Origin of the sequence: Leifsonia poae (assembly GCF_050632865.1) — a bacterium.
GTDB lineage: Bacteria > Actinomycetota > Actinomycetes > Actinomycetales > Microbacteriaceae > Leifsonia > Leifsonia poae_B.
Map to the genome: position 1 here is coordinate 980191 of NZ_JBODSA010000001.1, position 20077 is coordinate 1000267.

Genomic DNA, 20077 nt, shown 5'->3' on the forward strand with positions numbered 1-20077 from the left:
ATCGGACCGTGAGCCGAACGACCTTCACGCGCTACGTCGCCCTCGGAGACTCGCTCACCGAGGGGCTGTGCGACAGCGCGCCCGGGCAGCCGGACGCGTTCCTCGGCTGGGCGGACCGCCTGGCCGGCATCCTGGACGGCGACGCGCGGCTCTCCGGTGCCTCCGTGGAGTTCGCCAACCTCGCCGTCCGCGGCCGCCGCATCGCGGACGTAGTGGATGCGCAGGTCCCGCACGCGCTCGAGCTCGGGCCCGACCTCGTCTCGGTCATGGTCGGCGGCAACGATCTGATGAGCCCCGCCGCCGATCCGGACGCGCTGGCCGCGCGGCTGGAGTCCGGCATCCGGTCGCTGCGCGCGTCCGGCGCCACCGTGCTGCTGGCGAACATCTTCGATCCGCAGTTCGCCTTCTTCCTCAAGCCGTTCCGGGGCGCGCGGCCGTCTTCAACGCCAACATCTGGAGCATCGCCCGCGACCAGCGCGCGATCGTGCTGGACGTGTGGGGAGTGAGGGAGTTCCGCGACCCGGCGATGTGGGCGTCCGACCGGGTGCACCTCAGTACGCGGGGCCACCGGCTGCTCGCGGCGCAGGCGGCTCACGCGCTCGGCGTGCCGTTCGCGCAGATCGGCGGGCCAGAGCCGTCCGTGCCGCCGGACGACCCGCCCGCCCCGCCCGACGCGGTTCCGCTCCGCACGTGGCTGCGCGTGTACGCGATCCCGTGGGTCGCGCGCCGTCTGCGTCACGTGTCGACGGGCGATGGACGCGGTCCGAAGCTCCCCGTGCCGAGGACCGTCGGAGGCCCGCACTAGACTCGCTGGTATGGCTACCTCCTCGGATCGACTGGTCTGGATCGACTGCGAGATGACCGGCCTCGACCTCGAGGTCGACGAGCTCGTCGAGATCGCGGTGGTGATCACCGACTTCGAGCTGAACGTGCTCGACCCCGGCTTGAGCATCGTCATCAAGCCCGACGACTCGGCGCTCGAGCACATGGGCGACTTCGTCCGGCAGATGCACACCACCTCCGGGCTGATCGAAGAGATCCCCAACGGCAAGAGCCTCGCCGAAGCCGAGTACGAGGTGCTGGAGTACGTGCTCAAGTTCGCGCCGACCGCGCGCACCGCGCCGCTCGCCGGCAACACGATCGGCACCGACCGCATGTTCCTCGCGAAGTACATGCCGCGGCTCGACAACCACCTGCACTACCGCAACGTCGACGTGTCTTCGATCAAGGAGTTGGCCCGCCGCTGGTTCCCACGCATCTACTTCAACGCCCCCGAGAAGAACGGCGGCCACCGCGCCCTCGCCGACATCCTCGAGTCCATCCGCGAGCTCGACTACTACCGCTCCGCCGCGTTCGTCGCGCCTCCCGGCCCGACGACTGAGGACGTGCAGGCGGTGGCGACCGGCGTCGTGGAAAAATGGGCTCCCCGGATGTACTAGAATCGACGAGTTGCCTCGATCGGCCCGGTAGGCCGGATCGCAGCACATGGTGGGTATAGCTCAGTTGGTAGAGCGCCTGGTTGTGGTCCAGGAGGTCGCGGGTTCAAGCCCCGTTACTCACCCCAGCAAAGGGCCCGGCTCCCTCAGGAGCCGGGCCTTTTTCGTGTCTTGGGAATTGGTGCCCCCGGCAGGAATCGAACCTGCGACCAAGAGATTAGAAGGCTCCTGCTCTATCCGCTGAGCTACGGGGGCGACACGTCCACGATACCGGAGGCGCCGTGCGCGCCCGCCCGTCAGAGCGTGGCGCCGCTCTTCCCCGCGCGGTTGACGATGGCGATCACCGGCCGCCGGCCGCGCAGCCCGAACCGCAGCCGCAGGCTCGCCTGCCGCGCGATCAGCACCGCGACGACCGCTGCGGCCGCCGCCGGCACGAGGCCGGAGATCGCCATCGCGATGTGCGGGCCGACCTGCTCCACGATCCAGCCCATCAGCGGTCCGCCGAGGGCCTGGCCGCCGAGTAGCACCAGGATGTACAGCGAGATCACGCGGCCGCGGATCTGCACGTTCGACGACATCTGCACGAGCGAGTTCGCCGCGGTGATGAACAGCAGGTTCCCCACGCCGACGCCGATCAGCAGCATCCCGAACGCCACCTCGCCCGGCGCGAATCCGGCCAGCGCCTGCACGATCCCGAGCGCCGCGGCCGTTCCGACGACCATGGACAGGCGCACGCTCGTCCGGCGGGTGGAGGCCAGAGCTCCGGTCAGCGCGCCGGCCGCGACGAGGGCGTTGAAGAGCCCGTAACCCTGCGCGCCGACGTGGAAGACGTTGTTGGCGTAGGCCGCGAGGAACACCGGCATGTTGAACGCGAACACCGCGATCACCGCGACCATGACGACCGTCCAGAAGATCACCGGCTTGCTGCGCACGTAGCGCATGCCCTCGATCAACTGGCCCTTCCGGCGCGGCGCGGCGGGGAGGAGTGCAGCTCCGAGCGCTTCAGCGTCGCGACCGCGAACACCACCGCAAGACAGGCGACCGCGTTGATCGCGAACGACCAGCCGCCGCCGACCGCCGTGATGAGCACGCCGCCGAGCGCCGGGCCGATGAGTCCGCCGAGCTGGAAGATCGACGAGTTGAGGCTGATCGCGTTGCGCAGGTATTTCGGCCCGACCAGCTCGTTCACGAACACCTGGCGCGCCGGGTTGTCCACCACGGTGACGAGGCCGAGCGCGAAGGAGATCGCATAGACGTGCCACACCTCGATGCCGCCGGTGAGCGTGAGCACGGCGAGCAGCGCCGCGAGCCCCGCCGCGCACGACTGGGTGATCACGAGAAGGGTCTGCTTGGAGTAGCGGTCGGCGATGACGCCGCCCCACAGTCCGAGGATGAGCATCGGGGTGAACTGCATGAAGACCGTGACGCCGACCGCGGCGACGCTGCCCGAGAGCTGCAGGACCAGCCAGTCCATCGCGATCCGCTGCATCCAGAGCGCCGTGTTGGCGACGAGGTTGCTCGCGGCGAAGCGGCGGTAGTTCGGCACCCGGAGGGAGACGAACGTCTCGCGCCACGGCGGCTTGGCGGAGAGGACCGGCATGGGTCCGGTGGGCGGGGCCGCTGCGGTGGAGTGCGCCACTGTGGTGTTACCTCGATGTCGTCGCTGGTTTCGTATGATGTCTCGCTTCGACACTACGCATCCGGGGCTATTCTTGTTCCCGATAACGGCTATAACTCCCATTGGCTTTTCGAATGGATGCGCGATGTTCGACCCGGTGCTCCTCCAGACGTTCCTCGCGGTCGCCGACACGCGCAGCTTCACGAAGGCGGCGGCGCGCCTCGGCATCAGCCAGCCGACCGTCAGCCAGCACATCCGCAAGCTGGAGCAGTCCGCGAAACGCCAGCTGATCGCGCGCGACACCCGGGAGGTCCGCCTCACCGACAACGGGGACGCCATGGCCGGCTTCGCGCGGACGATCCTCGCCGCGCTGGCCGAAGCGGACAGCTACTTCAGCGGTTCGGCGATGCGCGGGCGCCTGCGGTTCGGCGCCGCTGACGACCTCGCGATCACGACGCTGCCGCGCATCCTGCGCCACTTCCGGCAGCAGAACCCGCAGATCAACCTGGAGCTCACCGTCGACCAGTCGGCGCCGCTGCACCGCAAGCTCAAGGCCGGGCAGCTCGACCTGATCTTCATCAAGCAGACGCCCGGGACGACCGAGGGCACGGTGGTCGCGACCGACGAGCTGGTGTGGATGGGGCAGGAGAAGACCATCCTCGATCCCGACGGCCCGGTGCCGCTCATCTCGTATCAGGGCCCGAGTCTGAGCCGGCAGGCCGCGATCGACGCGCTGGAGGCGGCGGGACGCACGTGGCGCATCACCTGCAACACCCGCGAGGTGAACGGCGTGCTCGCCGCTGTGCGCGCGGGCATCGGCGTCGCGGTGTTCCCGCGCTCGCTCATCCCGACCGACCTCATCAAGGTGACGAACCGGTTCGGGCTCCCGGAGCTCGGCCACGTGGACTTCACGCTGCTGTCGAACCCGTCGGCCGCCCGCGAGCCCGTGGAGGCGCTGACGACCGCCATCCTCGCCCGCGCCGTCAGCCGGGTCGCGTAGCTCAGCCCTCGATCGGGATCGCGTCGGGGTCCGCCGGCCGGATGCCGCCGTCGAGGCTGCGCCGCCGAAGGGTGAGCGCGACGAGCGGGAAGACCAGCACCGACAGCATCCCGGCCCCCACCAGCGCGGTCGCGGTGCCGACCGGGAGCTCGTGGTCGCGCACGCCGATCTGTGTCACCGCGACGATGATCGGCAGTCCGGTCGCCGCGAACAACGTGAGCGAGGCGCGGTCTCGGGGCGACGAGCCCGGCGGAGCGGAGAACGAGGCCGGGATGCCGCGGACCACGATCAGCAGCACCAGGAAGACCGGCAGGAGGAGCAGCGCTCGCGGGTATCCCAGCAGCGCCTTCAGGTCGAATCCGATCCCCGTGTTGATGAAGAAGATCGGCACCACGACGCCGAACGCCACCGCCTCCAGCTTGCTCTCGATCTGGTGCGCGTCCGCCGGTTCCGCGCCCGCCAGAAGGATGCGGCTGAGCACGCCCGCCGCGAATGCGCCCAGCAGCATGTCGAGGCCGAGCGCGATGCTCAGGCCGACCAGTGCGGCGATGATGAGGACCACGAACCGGACGGCGAACTGGCCGCTGGTGTGGAGCGTCGCGCGCACCAGGGCGTGGAACCGGCGGTGACCGCCGCGCGAGGCGAACGAGATGGCCCCACCGGCGATGATCGCGAACCCGATCAGCACCAGCGCGGCGGCGAGGGGCCGTCGCCCGCTGAGGAAGAGCGAGATGGCGAGCAGCGGACCGAACTCGCCGATCGCTCCGACCGCCGTGACCGCGCGGCCGAACGGCGTGCGCAGTTCGCCCGCATCCCGGAGCACCGGCATGAGCGTGCCGAGCGCTGTGGACGTCAGGGCGATGCCGAGATAGACGCCGCGGATCGCATCCCCGGCGATGAGCGCCGCGAACAGGATGCCCGCGGCGAGCGAGACCACCCACAGCAGCGACGCCTTCCGCAGCCGCGGTGCGCCGATGGAGGCGAAGTCGATCTCGTTGCCCGCCATGAAGAAGAGGAACGCGAGACCGAAGTTCGCCAGGGCGTTCAGCTCGTCGGTCTCGTGCACCCAGCCGAGCACGCTCGGCCCGATGATCAGCCCGAGCACGATCTCGAAGACCACCAGCGGGATCTTCACCCAGCGCCCGATCGCCGTGGTCAGCAGCGCCGCCGCCACGGCGATCAGCGGGACGAGCACGACGGTCGTGACAGCGGGGTCCATGGGCCGCATGCTAGCGACGCGACGGGCTCTGTGGCAGACCGTTCACACGGGCGAAATCCGCCGGGGATAGTGTGAGCGTCATGCGTGAACAACAGGCGAGAATCATCGAGGATCTGCACGTCCGTCCCGAGGTCGACCCGGCGGCGGAGATCGAGCGTCGCGTCGGCTTCCTGGTCGACTACGTGCGCACCACCGGCGCGAAGGGCTTCGTGCTCGGGATCAGCGGCGGCCAGGACTCCACGCTCGCGGGCCGGCTTACGCAGCTCGCCGTCGAACGGCTCGCCGCGGAGGGCACGGAGGCCGACTTCGTCGCCGTGCGGCTGCCCTACGCCGTGCAGCGGGACGAGGAGGATGCGCAGCTCGCGCTGTCCTTCATCCAGCCGAAGCGCCAGGTCGTGTTCAACATCCAGCGCGGAACCGACGGCGTCGAGGACGAGTACGCCGACGCGCTCGGCGAGCCGATGACCGACTTCGTGAAGGGCAACGTCAAGGCGCGCATCCGCATGGTCGCCCAGTACGCGATCGCCGGCCAGGGCGCCTACCTGGTGGTGGGCACGGACCACGCCGCCGAGGCGGTGACCGGCTTCTTCACGAAGTACGGCGACGGCGGCACCGACATCCTGCCGCTGAGCGGGCTCACCAAGCGCCAGGGCAAGCAGCTGCTGCGGTACCTGGACGCGCCCGCCCGGCTCTACGAGAAGGCGCCCACGGCCGACCTGCTCGACCTCAACCCGGGCCAGACCGACGAGGACAACCTCGGGCTCACCTACGAGGACATCGACGACTACCTCGAGGGCAACGACGTCGCGGACGAGGTGGCGGAGGCCCTGGAGCAGCGTTACCGCGCCACCGAGCACAAGCGGCAGCCCCCGGCGAGCATGTTCGACTCCTGGTGGAATGACGGGTCGTACAGCCGCTGAGCCGGCTGTTCCGAGAACGACGAAGGGCGCCGGCGTGATGCCGGCGCCCTTCGTGTTCGGGTGGAGTGCTCTGCCGCGTGTCAGACCGGCTGGCCCAGGCGGGCGGTCGGGGAGGTGTCGGCGGACGCGTTCGGCTCGGCGGCGGCCGCGGCGAACGGATTGGCGGGCGCAGGCTCCTGCGCGCGGTCGGCGGTGGGGGCGGTGCTGTCGGCCGTGCCTGTGTCCGTCGCTCCGGCGCTCGGCGTGGTCGCGTACTGCTCGTGGTGCTGCTGGGCGACCCACGCGTCCTGCTGGGCGATCAGCGAGCGCTCGTTGTCGGTGTTCTCGAACCGCCAGCGCTCGAGGTCGCTCTGGAAGATCTTGCGGGCGCGGCCCGGCTTGTTCTGCCACTCGATGAGGCGGTCGCGGAACTCGGCGATCGCCGGGTCGGCCTGGTAGCCGAAGGTCGCGGACGCCCGCTTCAGCTCGGCGAGCTGGTGCCCGGCCCAGTTGGCGGCGAGCCCGGAGCTCTTGATCGGGAGCAGGCGCACCATGATGTCGGCCTGGCCGACCGCGCGGTCGGAGAGCACCTGCTCGGCCGGGGTGAGCGAGTTCCAGACGGAGGCCTCGGTCGCCGCGTCCACGAGGGCTGCGATGGCGGACGCCTTCTGCTGACGGTCGGTGCGGGAGAGGAGGCCCTTGAGGGCGCCCCGGGCGATCCACGCGGCGATGAGGCCGGAGAGGATGACGGCGACCGCGAGGACCGCCGCATAGAAGATCACCGGGCGCGCTGCCGGCGATGAGAGCCAATCGACGAAGTCATTCCACCACTGCATGCCGCGATGGTAACGGCGCTTCGGCGACCTCCCGCGGACCGTTCGCGTCGTGTCGCCAACTGCGGCCGTAGCAGAATGGAGGCTGTCGGATCGGAAGGGGACGGGTAATGCAGACATTCGTGGTGGCCGGTGGGTGCTTCTGGTGCCTGGACGCGGTGTACCGCGTGCTGCGCGGCGTGCAGGACGTGGTGTCCGGTTACACCGGCGGCACGGCGGTGGACCCGACGTACGAAGAGGTCTGCACCGGCCGGACCGGGCACGCGGAGGCCGTCGCGGTGACCTTCGACCCCGAGGTGATCCCGGCGAGCGTCATCCTCGACGTCTTCTTCACCCTCCACGACCCGCGCCAGCTCAACCGCCAGGGCAACGACATCGGCACCCAGTACCGCTCGGCGATGTTCTACGACGGCGAGGCGCAGCGCGAGCTGTTCGAGGCGGCCCGCGACCGCGCGGCGGAGTACTGGGACGGCGGGATCGTCACCACTCTCGAGCCGCTGGGCCCGTTCTACCGCGCCGAGGAGTACCACCAGGACTTCTTCGCCAAGAACCCGGGGCAGGGCTACTGCCTCGCGGTGGCCCTGCCGAAGGTGAACAAGATCCGGGCGTCGTATGCGGAGTACGTCGCGGCGTAGTCGGGTGTAGTCGTCCACAGGGCGGCACCTTTCGGAGTTATCCACGGATCCGGATCCTGTCCTGCGCTCGCTCGCGCCGGGCGCGAGAGTGGTCTCGCACCCGCCACCGCGGCGGGCGTTCCGAAAGGGGAGACCATGTCCGACACCGTCGCCGTCCGCGGCTTCGTCGCCACCGAGCCGCGCCATCTCGTCACCGAGGGCGGCCTGCCGATCACGAGCTTCCGGCTCGTCACGACACGGCGCCGCTACAACCGGCAGGCGTCCGCGTGGGAGGACGGCGGGCACAACTGGTACACGGTGAGCGCGTTCCGCAAGCTGGCCTTGGGAGCCGCCGGCTCGATCGCGAAGGGCGATCCGGTGCTGGTCGCGGGGCGCATCCACCTCCGGGAGTGGACCGGTGACAAGCAGGGAGTCACGGTCGAGATCGAGGCCGATTCGATCGGGCACGACCTCGCCTGGGGGCGCTCGCGCTTCACGAAGTCCGTCGGCGGGCCAGCGGGCGAGGAGGGGGTCGCGCCTCCCGACGCTCTCCCAGGGGCGGCCCCCTAAGATCATGCATATGACGCGCTCCATGGTCCGAAGGACCGGTTCCTCCGCCGTGTCCGCGTCGTTCTTCGCGGCCGGGGTCGCGGTCCTGCTCGCGCTGACAGGGTGCACCGGCACGACGACGGCGACGCCGAGTCCGTCGGCGCCGGAGAGCTCCGCCCCCGCCTCTCCGACTCCGTCGGCGCCTGCCGCCATCGCGCTGGTGCCCGGCGGAACGGCCGAGCAGAACCTGCCGTACTTCGACCAGGTCAACCGGGCTACGCTCGCGGCGAACCCGGATGCGAAGGGTCGCGACTTCATCGACGCGCTCGTCGCGGCCGGATTCTCGAAGTCCGACATGCAGCTCACCGTCGACACGACGACGATCGGACTGAAGGCGAACTCCATCCAGTTCGCCGTGCGCATGGGCGACACCTGCCTCATCGGCCAGAACGGCGCCGACGCGGGCGGCTACTGGAGCCAGGCCGTGCCGGTCCTCCCGACGGGCACCTGCCTCATCGGCCAGACGCGCCCGATCGACTGGTGACAGCCGCCTGAGAACGCCCGGGACCGCCGGGAACCGCCCGGGAGCACACGCGATCCCGGTATCCTCGTATACGGCAAGAAGCCGACGACAGGGAGTTTGAGAAGAAGAGTGGCCGAATACATTTACTCGATGGTGCGCGCCCGCAAGGCGGTCGGCGACAAGGTGATCCTCGACGATGTCACGATGGCGTTCCTTCCGGGCGCCAAGATCGGCGTCGTGGGTCCGAACGGCGCCGGTAAGTCCACCATCCTGAAGATCATGGCCGGCCTGGACACGCCCTCCAACGGCGAGGCCAAGCTCACTCCGGGCTACACGGTCGGCATCCTCATGCAGGAGCCCCAGCTCGACGAGAACAAGACCGTGCTCGAGAACGTCCAGGAGGGCGTGGGCGAGATCAAGCAGAAGGTCGACCGGTTCAACGAGATCTCCGGACTCCTCGCCGACCCCGACGCCGACTTCGACACCCTGCTCGCCGAAATGGGCACGCTGCAGGAGCAGATCGACGCCGCCGACGCCTGGGACCTCGACTCCCAGCTCGAACAGGCGATGGACGCGCTTCGCTGCCCGCCGGGGGACTGGCCGGTCAACACCCTTTCCGGTGGTGAGAAGCGCCGTGTCGCGCTCTGCAAGCTCCTGCTGCAGAAGCCCGACCTCCTGCTCCTCGACGAGCCCACCAACCACCTCGACGCCGAGAGCGTGCTCTGGCTCGAACAGCACCTCGGCAAGTACCACGGCGCCGTGCTCGCCGTCACGCACGACCGGTACTTCCTCGACCACGTGGCCGAGTGGATCGCCGAGGTCGACCGCGGTCACCTGTACCCGTACGAGGGCAACTACTCGACCTACCTCGAGAAGAAGCGCGAGCGTCTTGCGATCCAGGGCAAGAAGGACGCCAAGCTCGCCAAGCGCCTCTCCGAGGAGCTGGACTGGGTGCGCAGCAACGCCAAGGGCCGTCAGGCCAAGTCGAAGGCCCGACTCGCTCGGTACGAGGAGATGGCTGCCGAGGCGGAGCGCACCAGGAAGCTCGATTTCGAGGAGATCCAGATCCCGCCGGGGCCGCGCCTCGGCAACGTGGTGATCGAGGCGAAGGACCTCGAGAAGGGCTTCGGCGACCGCAAGCTCATCGACGGCCTCACCTTCACCCTGCCGCGCAACGGCATCGTCGGGGTCATCGGCCCGAACGGCGTCGGCAAGACCACGCTGTTCAAGACGATCGTCGGTCTGGAGCCGCTGGACGACGGCGACCTCAAGGTCGGCGAGACGGTCCAGATCTCGTACGTCGACCAGACCCGTGGCGGCATCGACCCGAACAAGAACGTCTGGGAGGTCGTGTCCGACGGGCTCGACTACATCCAGGTCGGCAAGACCGAGGTGCCGTCGCGCGCCTACGTCTCCACCTTCGGGTTCAAGGGTCCGGACCAGCAGAAGAAGTCGGGCGTGCTCTCCGGTGGTGAGCGCAACCGCCTCAACCTGGCGCTGACGCTCAAGCAGGGCGGCAACCTCCTGCTTCTCGACGAGCCGACCAACGACCTCGACGTCGAGACGCTGTCGAGCCTGGAGAACGCACTGCTCGAGTTCCCCGGCTGCGCCGTGGTCATCACCCACGACCGGTGGTTCCTCGACCGGATCGCGACCCACATCCTCGCTTACGAGGGCACCGACGAGGACCCGGCGAACTGGTACTGGTTCGAGGGCAACTTCGAGGCGTACGAGGAGAACAAGGTCAAGCGTCTTGGCCCGGACGCCGCCAAGCCCAACCGCTCGGCGTACCGCAAGCTCACGCGCGACTGAGGCTGGCGAGCGCATGCGGCTGCACGTCCCGATCAAGCTCCGCTGGAGCGACCTCGACGCCTACGGGCACGTCAACAACGCCGAGATGCTGCGCCTCCTCGAGGAGGCGCGCATCGAGGCGTTCTGGGCGACCGATGACTCCGGCCAGGGGTCGGGCGAGGCGGTCGGCGGGTCGACCGCGGTGCTCGACGGGCGGCCCGGAGCGGACACGCTGACGCTGATCGCCCGCCAGGAGATCGAGTACCTGGCGCCGATCCCGTACCTCCGGCAGCCGCTCGACGTCCAGCTGTGGCTCGGGCGGCTCGGCGGCGCGAGCCTCGAGGTCTGCTACGAGGTCTGGACGCCCGAGGGCACCGAGCCGCGCACGCTCTTCTCACGCGCTGCGACCACGATCGTCCTGGTGGATGCGGCGAGCCAGCGCCCGCGCCGCATCAACGATCGCGAGCGCGCGGCGTGGACGCCGTACCTCGACGAGCCGGTCGCCTTCGCAAAGCGCGGCTGATCCCGCGAAGCATTCGTGCCGAATGCGCGTTATGACGACGCCATAACGTACATTCGGCACGAATCGCGGGCGCGCAGCCGCTGCCCTACGCGGTGACCGTCACGGAGTCGCCGGACACCTCGGCCTTGAGCTTGGGCAGCGGATCGCTGGCCGGCCCATTCAGCACGTCACCCGTGGCCGCGTCGAACCTCGACCCGTGGCAGGGGCAGTCGAACTCCTTGCCCTGCGGCGCGACCGTGCATCCCGCGTGGGTGCACACCGCGCTGAACGCGACGACGTGACCGGCGGTCGGCTGCGAGACCACGATGGGCTTGCCCGCGAGCGTCGCCGACACCGCGCCGCCGACCGGGATGGACGCGAGCGACACCTGTGCCAAGCCCGAGCCGCCGGATCCGCCGTCGCCCGACCCTCCCGAGTCCTGCGCGCCTCCCGGGGTGCAGGCGGCGAGCAGTACCGCGCCGGTGGCGGCGCCTCCGATCGTGAAGAGCGTGCGGCGGGTCAGCGGAGCGTGGTCGTTCATACGGTTCTCCCGTTCGTCGATGACGTCTCTTACGGTATTCACGGGACGATATCCCGTTCGGTTCAACCTTCGCGTGTGAACCTTTCCGCGCGCTGCATCGTGTACTGAGTGGAGGTGAACATGCCGGAGGAGGACGCCCGCCTGCTGCGCGAGCTGCACGATCAGCACGCGCAGGCGTTGTGGCGGTACGTCGTGCACCTCACCGGCGACCGTGCGATGGCCGACGACATCGTGCAGGAGACGCTGTTGCGCGCCTGGCGCAAGCCGTCCGTCCTGGACCAGTCCCAGCAGTCCGCACGCACGTGGCTGTTCACGGTGGCGCGCAACCTCGTGATCGACGATCGCCGGAGTGCGGCGCACCGGCACGAGTTCGGCGCCGATAACCTGCCGGAGCATCCGTCCCCGGACAGCGAGGCGGATGCCGTGCTCGACTCCTGGCTGGTGTCGGACGCGCTGGCCGAGCTGTCGATGGAGCACCGGGCGGTCATCGTCCACGCCTACTACGGCGGCCGGTCGGTCGCCGAGATCGCGCGCGAGCTCGACATCCCCGAGGGGACCGTCAAGTCGCGCCTGCATTACGGACTCCGCGCGCTGCGGCTCGCGCTCCAGGAGAGAGGGGTGACGGAACGATGACCACGCACGACGAGTTCGCCACCTGGGACGCCGCGTACGTGCTCGGCGCGCTCTCGCCGACGGAACGGCGCGAGTTCGAGGCGCACCTGCGCGAGTGCGAGCGCTGCTCGGAGGCGGTGTCCGAGCTCGCCGGGATGCCCGGCATCCTGGGCCGCGTGCCGCGCGAACAGGCGTTCGCGCTGCTCGAGCAGGACGCCCCGGTGGCCGCGGTCGACGCGCCGGACGCACAGGGCCCGAGCGCCGACGTCCTGCCGGCGCTGCTGCACACCGTCCGTCGCCGTCGCGCCCGCGGACGCTGGCTGGTCGCGGGCCTCTCAGCCGCCGCGGCCGTGCTGCTCATCGGGGTCGCCGCGCTGGTCCTCCCCGGCATCGTGAACCCGGCCGCGACCCCACAGGCCGCGGTCGTGATGCAGCAGGTGGAGCCGAGCGCACTGACCGCCGACGTGCGCCTCACCCCGGAGCCGTGGGGCACGCGCATCGACTCGACCTGCCGGTACGCGCACGTCGGCGCCGAGGAAGGCGCTCACACCTGGACCTACGCGATGGTCGTCACCGACCGAGCAGGACAGCAGCACACCATCTCGACCTGGACCGCCGACGAGGGCACGACCGCCCTCCCGGTCGCCACCACGAGCGTCGCCATCAAGGACATCGCCACCGTCGACATCCGCTCGGCCTACGACGGCACCGTCCTCCTCCGCAGCACCTTCGGCTGACGCGCACCACATCGAGTCCGCACAGAGTGCCCGCGACACGCCGCGCGGGCGTGCATTCTTCGCGGACTCGGCGATGGGGGTTGGACACGACCGCTCGTACACGCGATCAACCCGCCCTCCATCGACTACGCACGGAGTGTCCGCGACACGCCGCGCGGGCGTGCATTCTTCGCGGAGTCGATGGAGGGGAGACGCGGGGTTCAGTCGCGGGGGAGGCGGATGGTGGCCTCCTGGGCGACACTCGCGACCAGCCGGCCGTCGCGCGAGAAGATGCGGCCGTTCGAGAGGCCGCGTCCGCCACCCGCGGTCGGCGACTCCTGCACGTACAGCAGCCATTCGTCGACGCGGGCCGGCCGGTGCCACCACATGGCGTGGTCGAGGCTGGCGGCCTTGAGCCCGGGCGTCGCCCAGGCGATCCCGTGCCGGCGCATGACCGACTCCATGATCGTGTAGTCGCTCGCGTACGCCAGCGCCGCGCGGTGCAGTGCCGGGTCGTCCGGCATGTCGCCGATCGTCCGGAACCACACCGACTGGTGCGCGACCCGCTCGCCCTCGACCGACAGGTACACCGGCGAGGTGACGTGCCGCATGTCGAATGGCCGCTGGCTGGCCCAATACTGTGCGACCGGATGCCGCACGTCCTCGAGCGAGGTGGCGGTCGACGGCAGGGACTCCGGGTCCGGCACCCCGCCGGGCATCGCGTCCTGGTGCTCGAAGCCGTCGTCCTCGGTTTGGAACGACGCGATCATCGACAGGATCGGCAGCCCGTTCTGGTACGCCTGCGTCCGCCGCGTCGAGAACGACCGGCCGTCGTGGATCCGGTCCACCGAGAACGTGATGGGGAAGTTCACGTCGCCCGGCCGCAGGAAGTAGCCGTGCATCGAATGGATGGCGCGGTCCGGCTCCACGGTGCGGGTCGCGGCCACGATGGACTGCGCCAGAACCTGCCCCCCGAATACGCGGCCCAGCGGCATCCACTGGGACGGACCGGTGAAGATGTCCTCGCTGGTGCGGGCTCCCGTGTCGGTGAGATCGAGCGCGGTCAGCAGGGAATCCAGGGGCTCGGTCACTGTGCCTCCAAGTCGGTGGTCTCTTGGTAGTTTAGAGGTCCGATGAACCCCTCGTTCTCTCTGGCGGACGCTCTCGCCGTCGCCGATCTGCACACCTATCTGTCACGCGCCTCCCGGGTCGAGGAAGGATCCGTGCGCCTGATCGCCGGGTCCGGCATCCTCGCCGTGTACACCGCGATCCTCTACCCGCGCGGGCTGATGGATGAGACCCCGACCGTGCTGGGGCTGCGCACCTTCGCGACCGGAGCCGACGTCGAGTTCGACGCGGTGGTGCCGATCCGCTCGCTGCTCGACCGCATCGCGCGCGTCCGCGAGACGTCGGAGAGGGAGGACGCGCCTGAGGGCCCGGTGGAGATCCGCCTCCCGCTGGAGGTGTCGACCGTGACCTGGGCGGGCATCTCCCGCCGCGCGGCGGCTGGCGCTCGGTCGGCGAGACGGATGCGGCGCAGCTGCGGACGATCGCGCAGGCCGGCATCGCCGAGGTCGCGGAGGCCGTGCCGACCGGCACGGGCGAGCAGCTGGTGCAGCGGGTGCGCGCCGAGGTGTGGGGCCGCCCGATCGACGGTCTGGAGTACATCCCCGCCGGCGCCGCCTTCGCGGCCGAATCGCTCGGCTTCCTCGGCGACGATGAGCCGGTCACCATCCACGAGACGGGCACCTGGACGCGCCTCACCACCCGCCGCGGCCACACCCTCATCCGCCGCCCGTCCTGGTCCCTCCGCCGCTAGCCCGGCCGGGTCAGGCGCGGGCGGCGGCGCGGCCGGCCTGGCGGCCGGAGAAGAGGCAGCCGCCGAGGAAGGTCCCCTCGAGGGCGCGGTAGCCGTGCATCCCGCCGCCGCCGAAGCCCGCCGCCTCGCCGACGGCGTACAGGCCCGGAACGACCGAGCCGTCGGCGGCGAGCACGCGCCCGTCGAGGTCGGTCTCGATTCCGCCGAGGCTCTTCCGAGTCAGGATGTGCAGCTTGACCGCGATGAGCGGTCCCGCCGCCGGGTCGAGCAGCTTGTGCGGCATCGCGACGCGGATCAGCTTGTCGCCCCGGTACCTCCGCGCCGCGCGGATGGCCGCGAGCTGCAGGTCCTTCCCGAACTCGTTGTCGAGCTGCCGGTCTCGCTCTCGCACGTGCCGGGCGACGAGCTCGGCGTCGAGCGGCACGTCCGCGATCCGCTGCATCCCGGCGAGGAGGTCGTCCAGGTTGTCCGCGACGACGAAGTCCGCGCCGTGCTGCTTGAACGCCTCCACCGGTCCCGGCGCGCCCGGCGCGACCCGCTTGGCGAGCAGGCGCACGTCCTTGCCGGTCAGGTCGGGATTCTGCTCGCTGCCCGACAGCGCGAACTCCTTCTCGATGATCTTCTGCGTGAGCACGAACCAGCTGTAGTCCGAGCCGGTGCGCCGCAGGTGCTCGAGCGTCCCGAGGGTGTCGAAGCCGGGGAACAGCGGCGAGGGCAGGCGTTCGCCGCGCGCGTCGAGCCAGAGCGACGACGGGCCCGGGAGTATGCGGATGCCGTGCTGCTCCCACACCGGATCCCAGTTCTGGATGCCCTCGGTGTAGTGCCACATCCGGTCGCCGTTGATCAGGTGCGCGCCCGCCGTCTCCGCGATGCCGAGCATCCGGCCGTCCACGTGTGCCGGGACGCCGGAGAGCATGTTCGCGGGAGGTTCGCCGAGACGCGCCGGCCACATGGCCCGCACGAGGTCGTGGTTCCCGCCGATGCCGCCGGAGGCGACGATGACGACCGGCGCCCGCAACTCGAAGTCGCCGGTCACGTCGCGGTTGCTCGGCGCACCGCGCTCGGCGGTGTCGGGCGCGAGCACCGCCCCGCGCACGCCGACGACGCGGCCGTCCTCGACGATCAGCTCGTCGACGCGAAGCCGGTTCCGGATGGCCGCGCGGCCCTGCGCCGCGGCCGCCCGCACCCGTCGGGCGAACGGCTCGACGACCCCGGGGCCGGTGCCCCAGGTGATGTGGAAGCGCGGCACCGAGTTGCCATGGCCGCCCGCGCGGCCGTCGCCGCGCTCGGCCCAGCCGACGACGGGGAAGAACGACACGCCCTTCTCGCGCAGCCAGGCGCGCTTCTCACCGGCGGCGAACTGCAGGTACGCCTCCGCCCAGCGCTTCGGCCAGTGGTCCTCGACGCGGTCGAACCCGGCCGTGCCGAACCAGTCGTCGCGGGCGAGCGCGAGGGAGTCGTGCACGCCCATCCGGCGCTGCTCCGGGGAGTCGATGAGGAAGATCCCGCCGAACGACCACCACGCCTGCCCGCCGAAGGACGCGGACGGCTCCTGCTCGACGATCGTCACGTGCCGTCCCGCATCCAGAAGTTCGGAGGCGGCGACGAGGCCCGAGAGCCCGGCGCCGACGACGATCGCGTCGGGTTCGTGTGTCATCCGTGTCTCCTTCGGCACCGGGATGGCGGGGGAGTGCTACTCCTCGAATGTGTTGACCATAGCGAACGCGGCCCGCTCCAGGTAGCTCCACAGGGTCTCCTCGTGGAGTGGTGAGAGCCCGAGCCCGTCGACCGCCACCCGCATGTGCGCGAGCCAGCGGTCGCGCGCGTCCGGGTTCACCTTGAACGGGTTGTGCCGCATCCGGAGCCGGGGGTGGCCGCGCTGCTGGCTGTAGGTGGTGGGGCCGCCCCAGTACTGCTCGAGGAACATCACCAGACGCTCCTTGGCCGGGCCCAGGTCTTCCTCCGGGTACATCGGACGCAGCACCGGGTCGTCGGCGACGCCGTCGTAGAAGGCGTCCACCAGCTTCACGAACGTCTCGTGCCCGCCGACCTCGTCGAAGAACGCCGGCTGCGGGCCAGTGGGGATGATCGGGATGCTGCTCACGGCTGGTCTTCCTCGGGCTCGGTGGTGCGCGGCTTGGGCGCGGGCTTCGGGTCGGTGGCCCTCGGCGCCGGGGTTTTCGGCGCGGTCGCCCTCGGAGCGGACGTCTTCGGAGCGGACGCCCTGGCCGCGGACGCCTTCGGCTCCGGCGGGTCGACCGGCACGATCTGCACCGCGCCCGGGTCGGCCACCTTCCGCTTCGCGGCGGCGCGCGCCTTCCGCCCCTTCAGCGGCGGCTCGGGCGTCACCACGGTGCTCGGACGCGTCTTGGGCGGCTTCGCTCCCGCCACGCTCGCGGCGCTGTCGAAGCCGCTGAGCACGACGGCGGAGAGCGACGGCAGCTTCACCTGCATCTCGTCCAGCGCCTCCTTGAGACGCGCGCGCAGCTCGCGCGAGACGTCGTCCTTGGCCGTGGTGCGGGTCTTCAGCACGATCCGGATGATGACCGCGTCGGCGGAGATCGACTCGATGCCCCACAGCTCCGGCTTCTCGAGGATGCGCGAGCGCCACTTGGTGCTGGTGGCGAGCGCGGTGGCCGTCTCCATCATCTTCGCCTCGACCGCCTCGACGTCCGTGTCGTACGGCACGGCGAGGTCGATGATGACGCGGGCCCAGCCCATCGACATGTTGCCGACACGCAGTATCTCGCCGTTGCGGACGAACCACAGGGTCCCGTTCACATCGCGCACGAGGGTGACCCGGATGCCGACCGCCTCCACGACGCCGGTGGCCGGACCGAGGTCGACGATGTCCCCGACACCCAGCTGATCCTCCATGACCATGAAGAGGCCGTTGAGCACGTCCTTGACGATGTTCTGCGCGCCGAAACCGAGCCCGGCGCCGAGGGCGGCGGTGAGCAGGGCGAAGGACCCCAGCACGTTCGGCGCGAAGACCTGCACGACGAGGAGGATCGCGATGATCCCGATCGTCACATGCACGATGTTCGTGAGAACGGACCCGAGCGTGCGCGTGCGCTGCACCAGGCGGACGGCCGCCAGCGGCGAGTTCACCAGCGCCTGCGCGTCGCTGACGTTCTGCCCCTTCTTGACGCCCGAGACGATCCGCGCGACGACCTTGCGGATGACCACCCGCAGGATCCAGGCGAGCAAGAACGCCCCGCCGATGATGCAGGCAGCGGAGACGAGGTTCCATCCGGCGTCGACCGCCCACGAGCCGATCGATTCCCAGAAGGTTGCTTTGAGGATTCCCATACCCGTTCGAGCCTACCGAGCGCGGCCTTGGGGCTCGCTGGACCGCGCCGCCGTGCCGTCGGTCATCGCTCGACGAGCCCGTTCTCGTAGGCGAAGATCACGGCGTGGACGCGGTCGCGCAGCTGCAGCTTCGCCAGCACGCGCCCGACGTGGGTCTTCACGGTCGACTCGGTGAGGAAGAACCGTGCGCCGATCTCGCCGTTGCTCAGGCCTTCGCCCATGGCGACCAGGATCTCGCGCTCGCGCGGGGTGAGCGCGGCGGCGGGATCGGTCGCTCCGGCTGCGGCCGTCGCTCCGGTCGGCAGGCGGTCGGCGAACAGCTCGAGCATCGCACGGGTCACCCGGCCCGACACGGCCGCGTCTCCGGCTGCGACAGCGCGCACGGCGGCGGCCAGCTCCTCCGGCCGCGCGTCCTTGAGCAGGAATCCGCTCGCCCCGGCGCGCAGGCCGCCGAACGCGTACTCGTCGAGGTCGAACGTCGTCAGGACGATCACCCGCGCCTCAGCGTTCGCCTCGACGATCCGCCGGGTGGCCTCGATTCCGTCGAGGACGGGCATCCGGACATCCATGAGGACCACATCCGGTCGCAGCTCGCCGGCCAACCGGACACCTTCGGCGCCGTCGCCCGCTTCGCCGACGACCGTGAGGCCGGGTTCCGCATCCAGCACCATGCGGAAGCCGAGCCGGACCAGCTGCTGGTCGTCGACGAGCAGGATGCGGATGGGGGAGTCGGTCACGGGGCCTCCTTCGGGGTGGGGGACGGCGTGGTGGGGGTAGGCGGAGTGGGCGATGGGGCGCCGGCGGGAGGCCCGGAGGGCTGCGTGGCGGTCCGTGGTGCGGTGGAGGCCGTCCTGGTGGCGAGCGACGGCGGGGCGGCCGGCTCCACGGCCGCGGCGCCCGGCACCGAGCGCACCGCGTCGAACACCGCACGCACCCGCCACCCTCCACCTGGCCGCGGCCCCGCCTCCAGCGTGCCGCCGTACAGCGCCACGCGCTCCCGCAGTCCGATCAGCCCGCGACCGGATCCCTGATCCGGGGCACCGTGCACGGTCGCGTCATCGTCCACGGTGATGATCACGCGATCCGCGCCGAACACCAGCACCACACGGACGGCCGTGGAGCTGGGCGCGTAGCGGAGCACATTCGTCAGCCCCTCCTGCACCACGCGGAAGATGGTCAACTGCTGCCCGGCGTCGTCCGGCGCGTCGCCCGACACCGTGATCCGCACCGGCAGCCCGGCGGCGCGGAAAGTCTCGACCAGCGCTGAAAGGTCGCCCACGCCGGGCTGCGGCTCGCGCGCGGCCGCCTCGTCGCCGTCGCGCAAAACGCCGAGCAACCGACGCATGTCCGCCAGCGCCCCGCGCCCGGTCTCGGCCACCAACCGCATGGTCTCCGCCGAGCGCTCCGCGTCCGTCGGCGCTTGCCGGGCCGACCCGTCCGCGAGGGTGATCATCACCGTCAGGCTGTGCGAGACGATGTCGTGCAGCTCGCCGGCGATACGGCTGCGCTCGGCGGCCGCGGCGATCACCGCCTGCTGGTCCCGCTCGCGAGCGAGCTGGCGCGCCCGGTCGATGAGCGCATCCAGATACCGGCGCCGGTTGCCTGAATTGCTGCCGACCAGGACCGCGACCGCCGAGAACGACAGCACGAGGATGCCCGACGGCAGCGCAGCGGTTTCGAGAGGGGTGAACACGGCCGCCCGGGCGAGCAGCACCTGCGCGGTCAGCGTCCCGACCGTGACGAACGCGGTGACGCCGAACGCGATCCAGGCCGAGCGGATGGAGCGGTACACCGCCAGCGCGTACAACGCGAAGAGGGTGGGCAGCACATCCACATCCCGCCCGAGGAACACGCTCGCGCCGAGCACCACCGTGGCGATGGCGAACACCAGCCCCGGCCGGTAGCGGCGCGCCAGCAGCGCGAGACCGGCCACCACCGAGAGAGCCAGGTGGGCGATCTCGCGCGGGCTCGGCTCGGTCGCCGACACGATGATCGCGCCGATGACCGACGGGAGCAGGTAGATCACCGCCAGCGCGACGTCCACGACGAACGGATGTGCCAGCATGAAACGCCGGAGCACCCCGGGCGGTCTC

23 protein-coding genes, 2 tRNA genes and 1 pseudogene are annotated in these 20077 nt (G+C 70.5%); 14 read left to right on the plus strand and 12 right to left on the minus strand.

The window, feature by feature from the left end:
- Positions 1-8: 8 nt before the first annotated feature.
- The 4 genes from ACRAWB_RS04905 to ACRAWB_RS04920 all read left to right on the plus strand — a co-directional run bounded on the left by ACRAWB_RS04905 (position 9) and on the right by ACRAWB_RS04920 (position 1564).
- Positions 9-506 carry an SGNH/GDSL hydrolase family protein gene (locus ACRAWB_RS04905; protein WP_431352710.1) on the plus strand — a complete coding sequence of 166 codons (498 nt, stop codon included), beginning with the start codon at positions 9-11 and terminating at the stop codon, positions 504-506.
- Positions 485-805, plus strand: a complete 321-nt coding sequence (locus ACRAWB_RS04910) for a hypothetical protein (RefSeq protein ID WP_431352305.1) — start codon at positions 485-487, stop codon at positions 803-805. Before ACRAWB_RS04905 ends, ACRAWB_RS04910 begins: the two co-directional genes overlap by 22 nt.
- 10 nt (positions 806-815) lie before the next feature.
- Complete coding sequence (gene orn / locus ACRAWB_RS04915; protein ID WP_431352306.1) at positions 816-1439, plus strand: oligoribonuclease; 624 nt, start codon at positions 816-818, stop codon at positions 1437-1439.
- Between the two features lie 49 nt (positions 1440-1488).
- Positions 1489-1564, plus strand: a tRNA-His gene (locus ACRAWB_RS04920).
- A 51-nt stretch (positions 1565-1615) separates the two neighbouring features.
- Here the strand turns inward: ACRAWB_RS04920 and ACRAWB_RS04925 are convergent.
- Together ACRAWB_RS04925 and ACRAWB_RS04930 are read right to left on the minus strand one after the other, a co-directional pair.
- Positions 1616-1691: transfer RNA gene (locus ACRAWB_RS04925), tRNA-Arg, on the minus strand.
- A gap of 41 nt (positions 1692-1732) precedes the next feature.
- Positions 1733-3036: pseudogene (locus tag ACRAWB_RS04930) on the minus strand (MFS transporter).
- A gap of 163 nt (positions 3037-3199) precedes the next feature.
- Between ACRAWB_RS04930 and ACRAWB_RS04935 the strand changes: the two are divergent.
- Positions 3200-4054 (plus strand): LysR substrate-binding domain-containing protein, encoded by an 855-nt coding sequence (locus tag ACRAWB_RS04935; protein WP_431352307.1) that lies wholly within the window; start codon positions 3200-3202, stop codon positions 4052-4054.
- Position 4055: 1 nt separating this feature from the next.
- Here ACRAWB_RS04935 and ACRAWB_RS04940 read toward each other — a convergent pair whose 3' ends face one another.
- Complete coding sequence (locus tag ACRAWB_RS04940) at positions 4056-5273, minus strand: cation:proton antiporter (RefSeq protein WP_431352308.1); 1218 nt, start codon at positions 5271-5273, stop codon at positions 4056-4058.
- Between the two features lie 80 nt (positions 5274-5353).
- Between ACRAWB_RS04940 and nadE the strand changes: the two genes are divergently transcribed.
- Entirely contained in the window at positions 5354-6193 is an 840-nt protein-coding gene (gene nadE, locus ACRAWB_RS04945; RefSeq protein WP_431352309.1) for an ammonia-dependent NAD(+) synthetase, read from the plus strand.
- Positions 6194-6273: 80 nt separating this feature from the next.
- Here the strand turns inward: nadE and ACRAWB_RS04950 are convergent, their stop codons facing one another.
- Positions 6274-7008, minus strand: coding sequence for a hypothetical protein (locus ACRAWB_RS04950; protein ID WP_431352310.1), 735 nt, complete (start codon positions 7006-7008; stop codon positions 6274-6276).
- Between the two features lie 107 nt (positions 7009-7115).
- Here ACRAWB_RS04950 and msrA point away from each other — a divergent pair, with 107 nt between their 5' ends.
- The 5 genes from msrA (at position 7116) to ACRAWB_RS04975 (ending at position 11005) form a co-directional block, all read left to right on the plus strand.
- Positions 7116-7640, plus strand: coding sequence for a peptide-methionine (S)-S-oxide reductase MsrA (msrA, locus tag ACRAWB_RS04955; protein ID WP_431352311.1), 525 nt, complete (start codon positions 7116-7118; stop codon positions 7638-7640).
- A gap of 135 nt (positions 7641-7775) precedes the next feature.
- Positions 7776-8189 carry a single-stranded DNA-binding protein gene (locus tag ACRAWB_RS04960; RefSeq protein ID WP_431352312.1) on the plus strand — a complete coding sequence of 138 codons (414 nt, stop codon included), beginning with the start codon at positions 7776-7778 and terminating at the stop codon, positions 8187-8189.
- Positions 8190-8211: 22 nt separating this feature from the next.
- Complete coding sequence (locus ACRAWB_RS04965) at positions 8212-8712, plus strand: DUF6993 domain-containing protein (protein ID WP_431352313.1); 501 nt, start codon at positions 8212-8214, stop codon at positions 8710-8712.
- 108 nt (positions 8713-8820) lie between these two features.
- The gene (gene ettA / locus ACRAWB_RS04970) at positions 8821-10503 is read left to right on the plus strand and encodes an energy-dependent translational throttle protein EttA (protein WP_431352314.1); all 1683 of its coding nucleotides are present in this window, start codon (positions 8821-8823) and stop codon (positions 10501-10503) included.
- 13 nt (positions 10504-10516) lie between these two features.
- On the plus strand, positions 10517-11005 hold the full coding sequence (locus ACRAWB_RS04975) for an acyl-CoA thioesterase (RefSeq protein WP_431352315.1): 489 nt from the start codon (positions 10517-10519) through the stop codon (positions 11003-11005).
- 85 nt (positions 11006-11090) lie between these two features.
- On the opposite strand, the gene ACRAWB_RS04980 is transcribed toward ACRAWB_RS04975, so the two are convergent.
- Positions 11091-11525 (minus strand): ubiquinol-cytochrome c reductase iron-sulfur subunit, encoded by a 435-nt coding sequence (locus ACRAWB_RS04980; protein WP_431352316.1) that lies wholly within the window; start codon positions 11523-11525, stop codon positions 11091-11093.
- A gap of 120 nt (positions 11526-11645) precedes the next feature.
- On the opposite strand from ACRAWB_RS04980, the gene ACRAWB_RS04985 reads away from it, so the two are divergent.
- Together ACRAWB_RS04985 and ACRAWB_RS04990 are read left to right on the plus strand one after the other, a co-directional pair.
- Positions 11646-12158 carry a sigma-70 family RNA polymerase sigma factor gene (locus ACRAWB_RS04985; RefSeq protein WP_431352317.1) on the plus strand — a complete coding sequence of 171 codons (513 nt, stop codon included), beginning with the start codon at positions 11646-11648 and terminating at the stop codon, positions 12156-12158.
- Positions 12155-12874 carry a zf-HC2 domain-containing protein gene (locus ACRAWB_RS04990; protein WP_431352318.1) on the plus strand — a complete coding sequence of 240 codons (720 nt, stop codon included), beginning with the start codon at positions 12155-12157 and terminating at the stop codon, positions 12872-12874. Before ACRAWB_RS04985 ends, ACRAWB_RS04990 begins: the two co-directional genes overlap by 4 nt.
- Positions 12875-13074: 200 nt before the next feature.
- Here ACRAWB_RS04990 and ACRAWB_RS04995 read toward each other — a convergent pair whose 3' ends face one another.
- Positions 13075-13944, minus strand: a complete 870-nt coding sequence (locus ACRAWB_RS04995; protein ID WP_431352319.1) for an acyl-CoA thioesterase — start codon at positions 13942-13944, stop codon at positions 13075-13077.
- Positions 13945-14126: 182 nt separating this feature from the next.
- Positions 14127-14342, minus strand: coding sequence for a hypothetical protein (locus ACRAWB_RS05000; RefSeq protein ID WP_431352320.1), 216 nt, complete (start codon positions 14340-14342; stop codon positions 14127-14129).
- A 96-nt stretch (positions 14343-14438) separates the two neighbouring features.
- Here ACRAWB_RS05000 and ACRAWB_RS05005 point away from each other — a divergent pair, with 96 nt between their 5' ends.
- Positions 14439-14672, plus strand: a complete 234-nt coding sequence (locus ACRAWB_RS05005; RefSeq protein ID WP_431352321.1) for a hypothetical protein — start codon at positions 14439-14441, stop codon at positions 14670-14672.
- A 10-nt stretch (positions 14673-14682) separates the two neighbouring features.
- On the opposite strand, the gene ACRAWB_RS05010 is transcribed toward ACRAWB_RS05005, so the two are convergent.
- The 5 genes from ACRAWB_RS05010 to ACRAWB_RS05030 form a co-directional block, all read right to left on the minus strand.
- Positions 14683-16329: an FAD-binding dehydrogenase gene (locus ACRAWB_RS05010; protein WP_431352322.1), complete on the minus strand. Its 1647-nt coding sequence runs from the start codon at positions 16327-16329 to the stop codon at positions 14683-14685.
- A gap of 36 nt (positions 16330-16365) precedes the next feature.
- On the minus strand, positions 16366-16776 hold the full coding sequence (locus tag ACRAWB_RS05015; RefSeq protein WP_431352323.1) for a globin: 411 nt from the start codon (positions 16774-16776) through the stop codon (positions 16366-16368).
- Positions 16773-17984, minus strand: coding sequence for a mechanosensitive ion channel domain-containing protein (locus tag ACRAWB_RS05020; protein ID WP_431352324.1), 1212 nt, complete (start codon positions 17982-17984; stop codon positions 16773-16775). Before ACRAWB_RS05020 ends, ACRAWB_RS05015 begins: the two co-directional genes overlap by 4 nt.
- A 62-nt stretch (positions 17985-18046) precedes the next feature.
- Positions 18047-18721: a response regulator gene (locus tag ACRAWB_RS05025; RefSeq protein WP_431352325.1), complete on the minus strand. Its 675-nt coding sequence runs from the start codon at positions 18719-18721 to the stop codon at positions 18047-18049.
- Positions 18718-20064, minus strand: a complete 1347-nt coding sequence (locus tag ACRAWB_RS05030; RefSeq protein WP_431352326.1) for a sensor histidine kinase — start codon at positions 20062-20064, stop codon at positions 18718-18720. The genes ACRAWB_RS05025 and ACRAWB_RS05030 overlap by 4 nt, the downstream gene beginning before the upstream one ends.
- Positions 20065-20077: the final 13 nt, after the last annotated feature.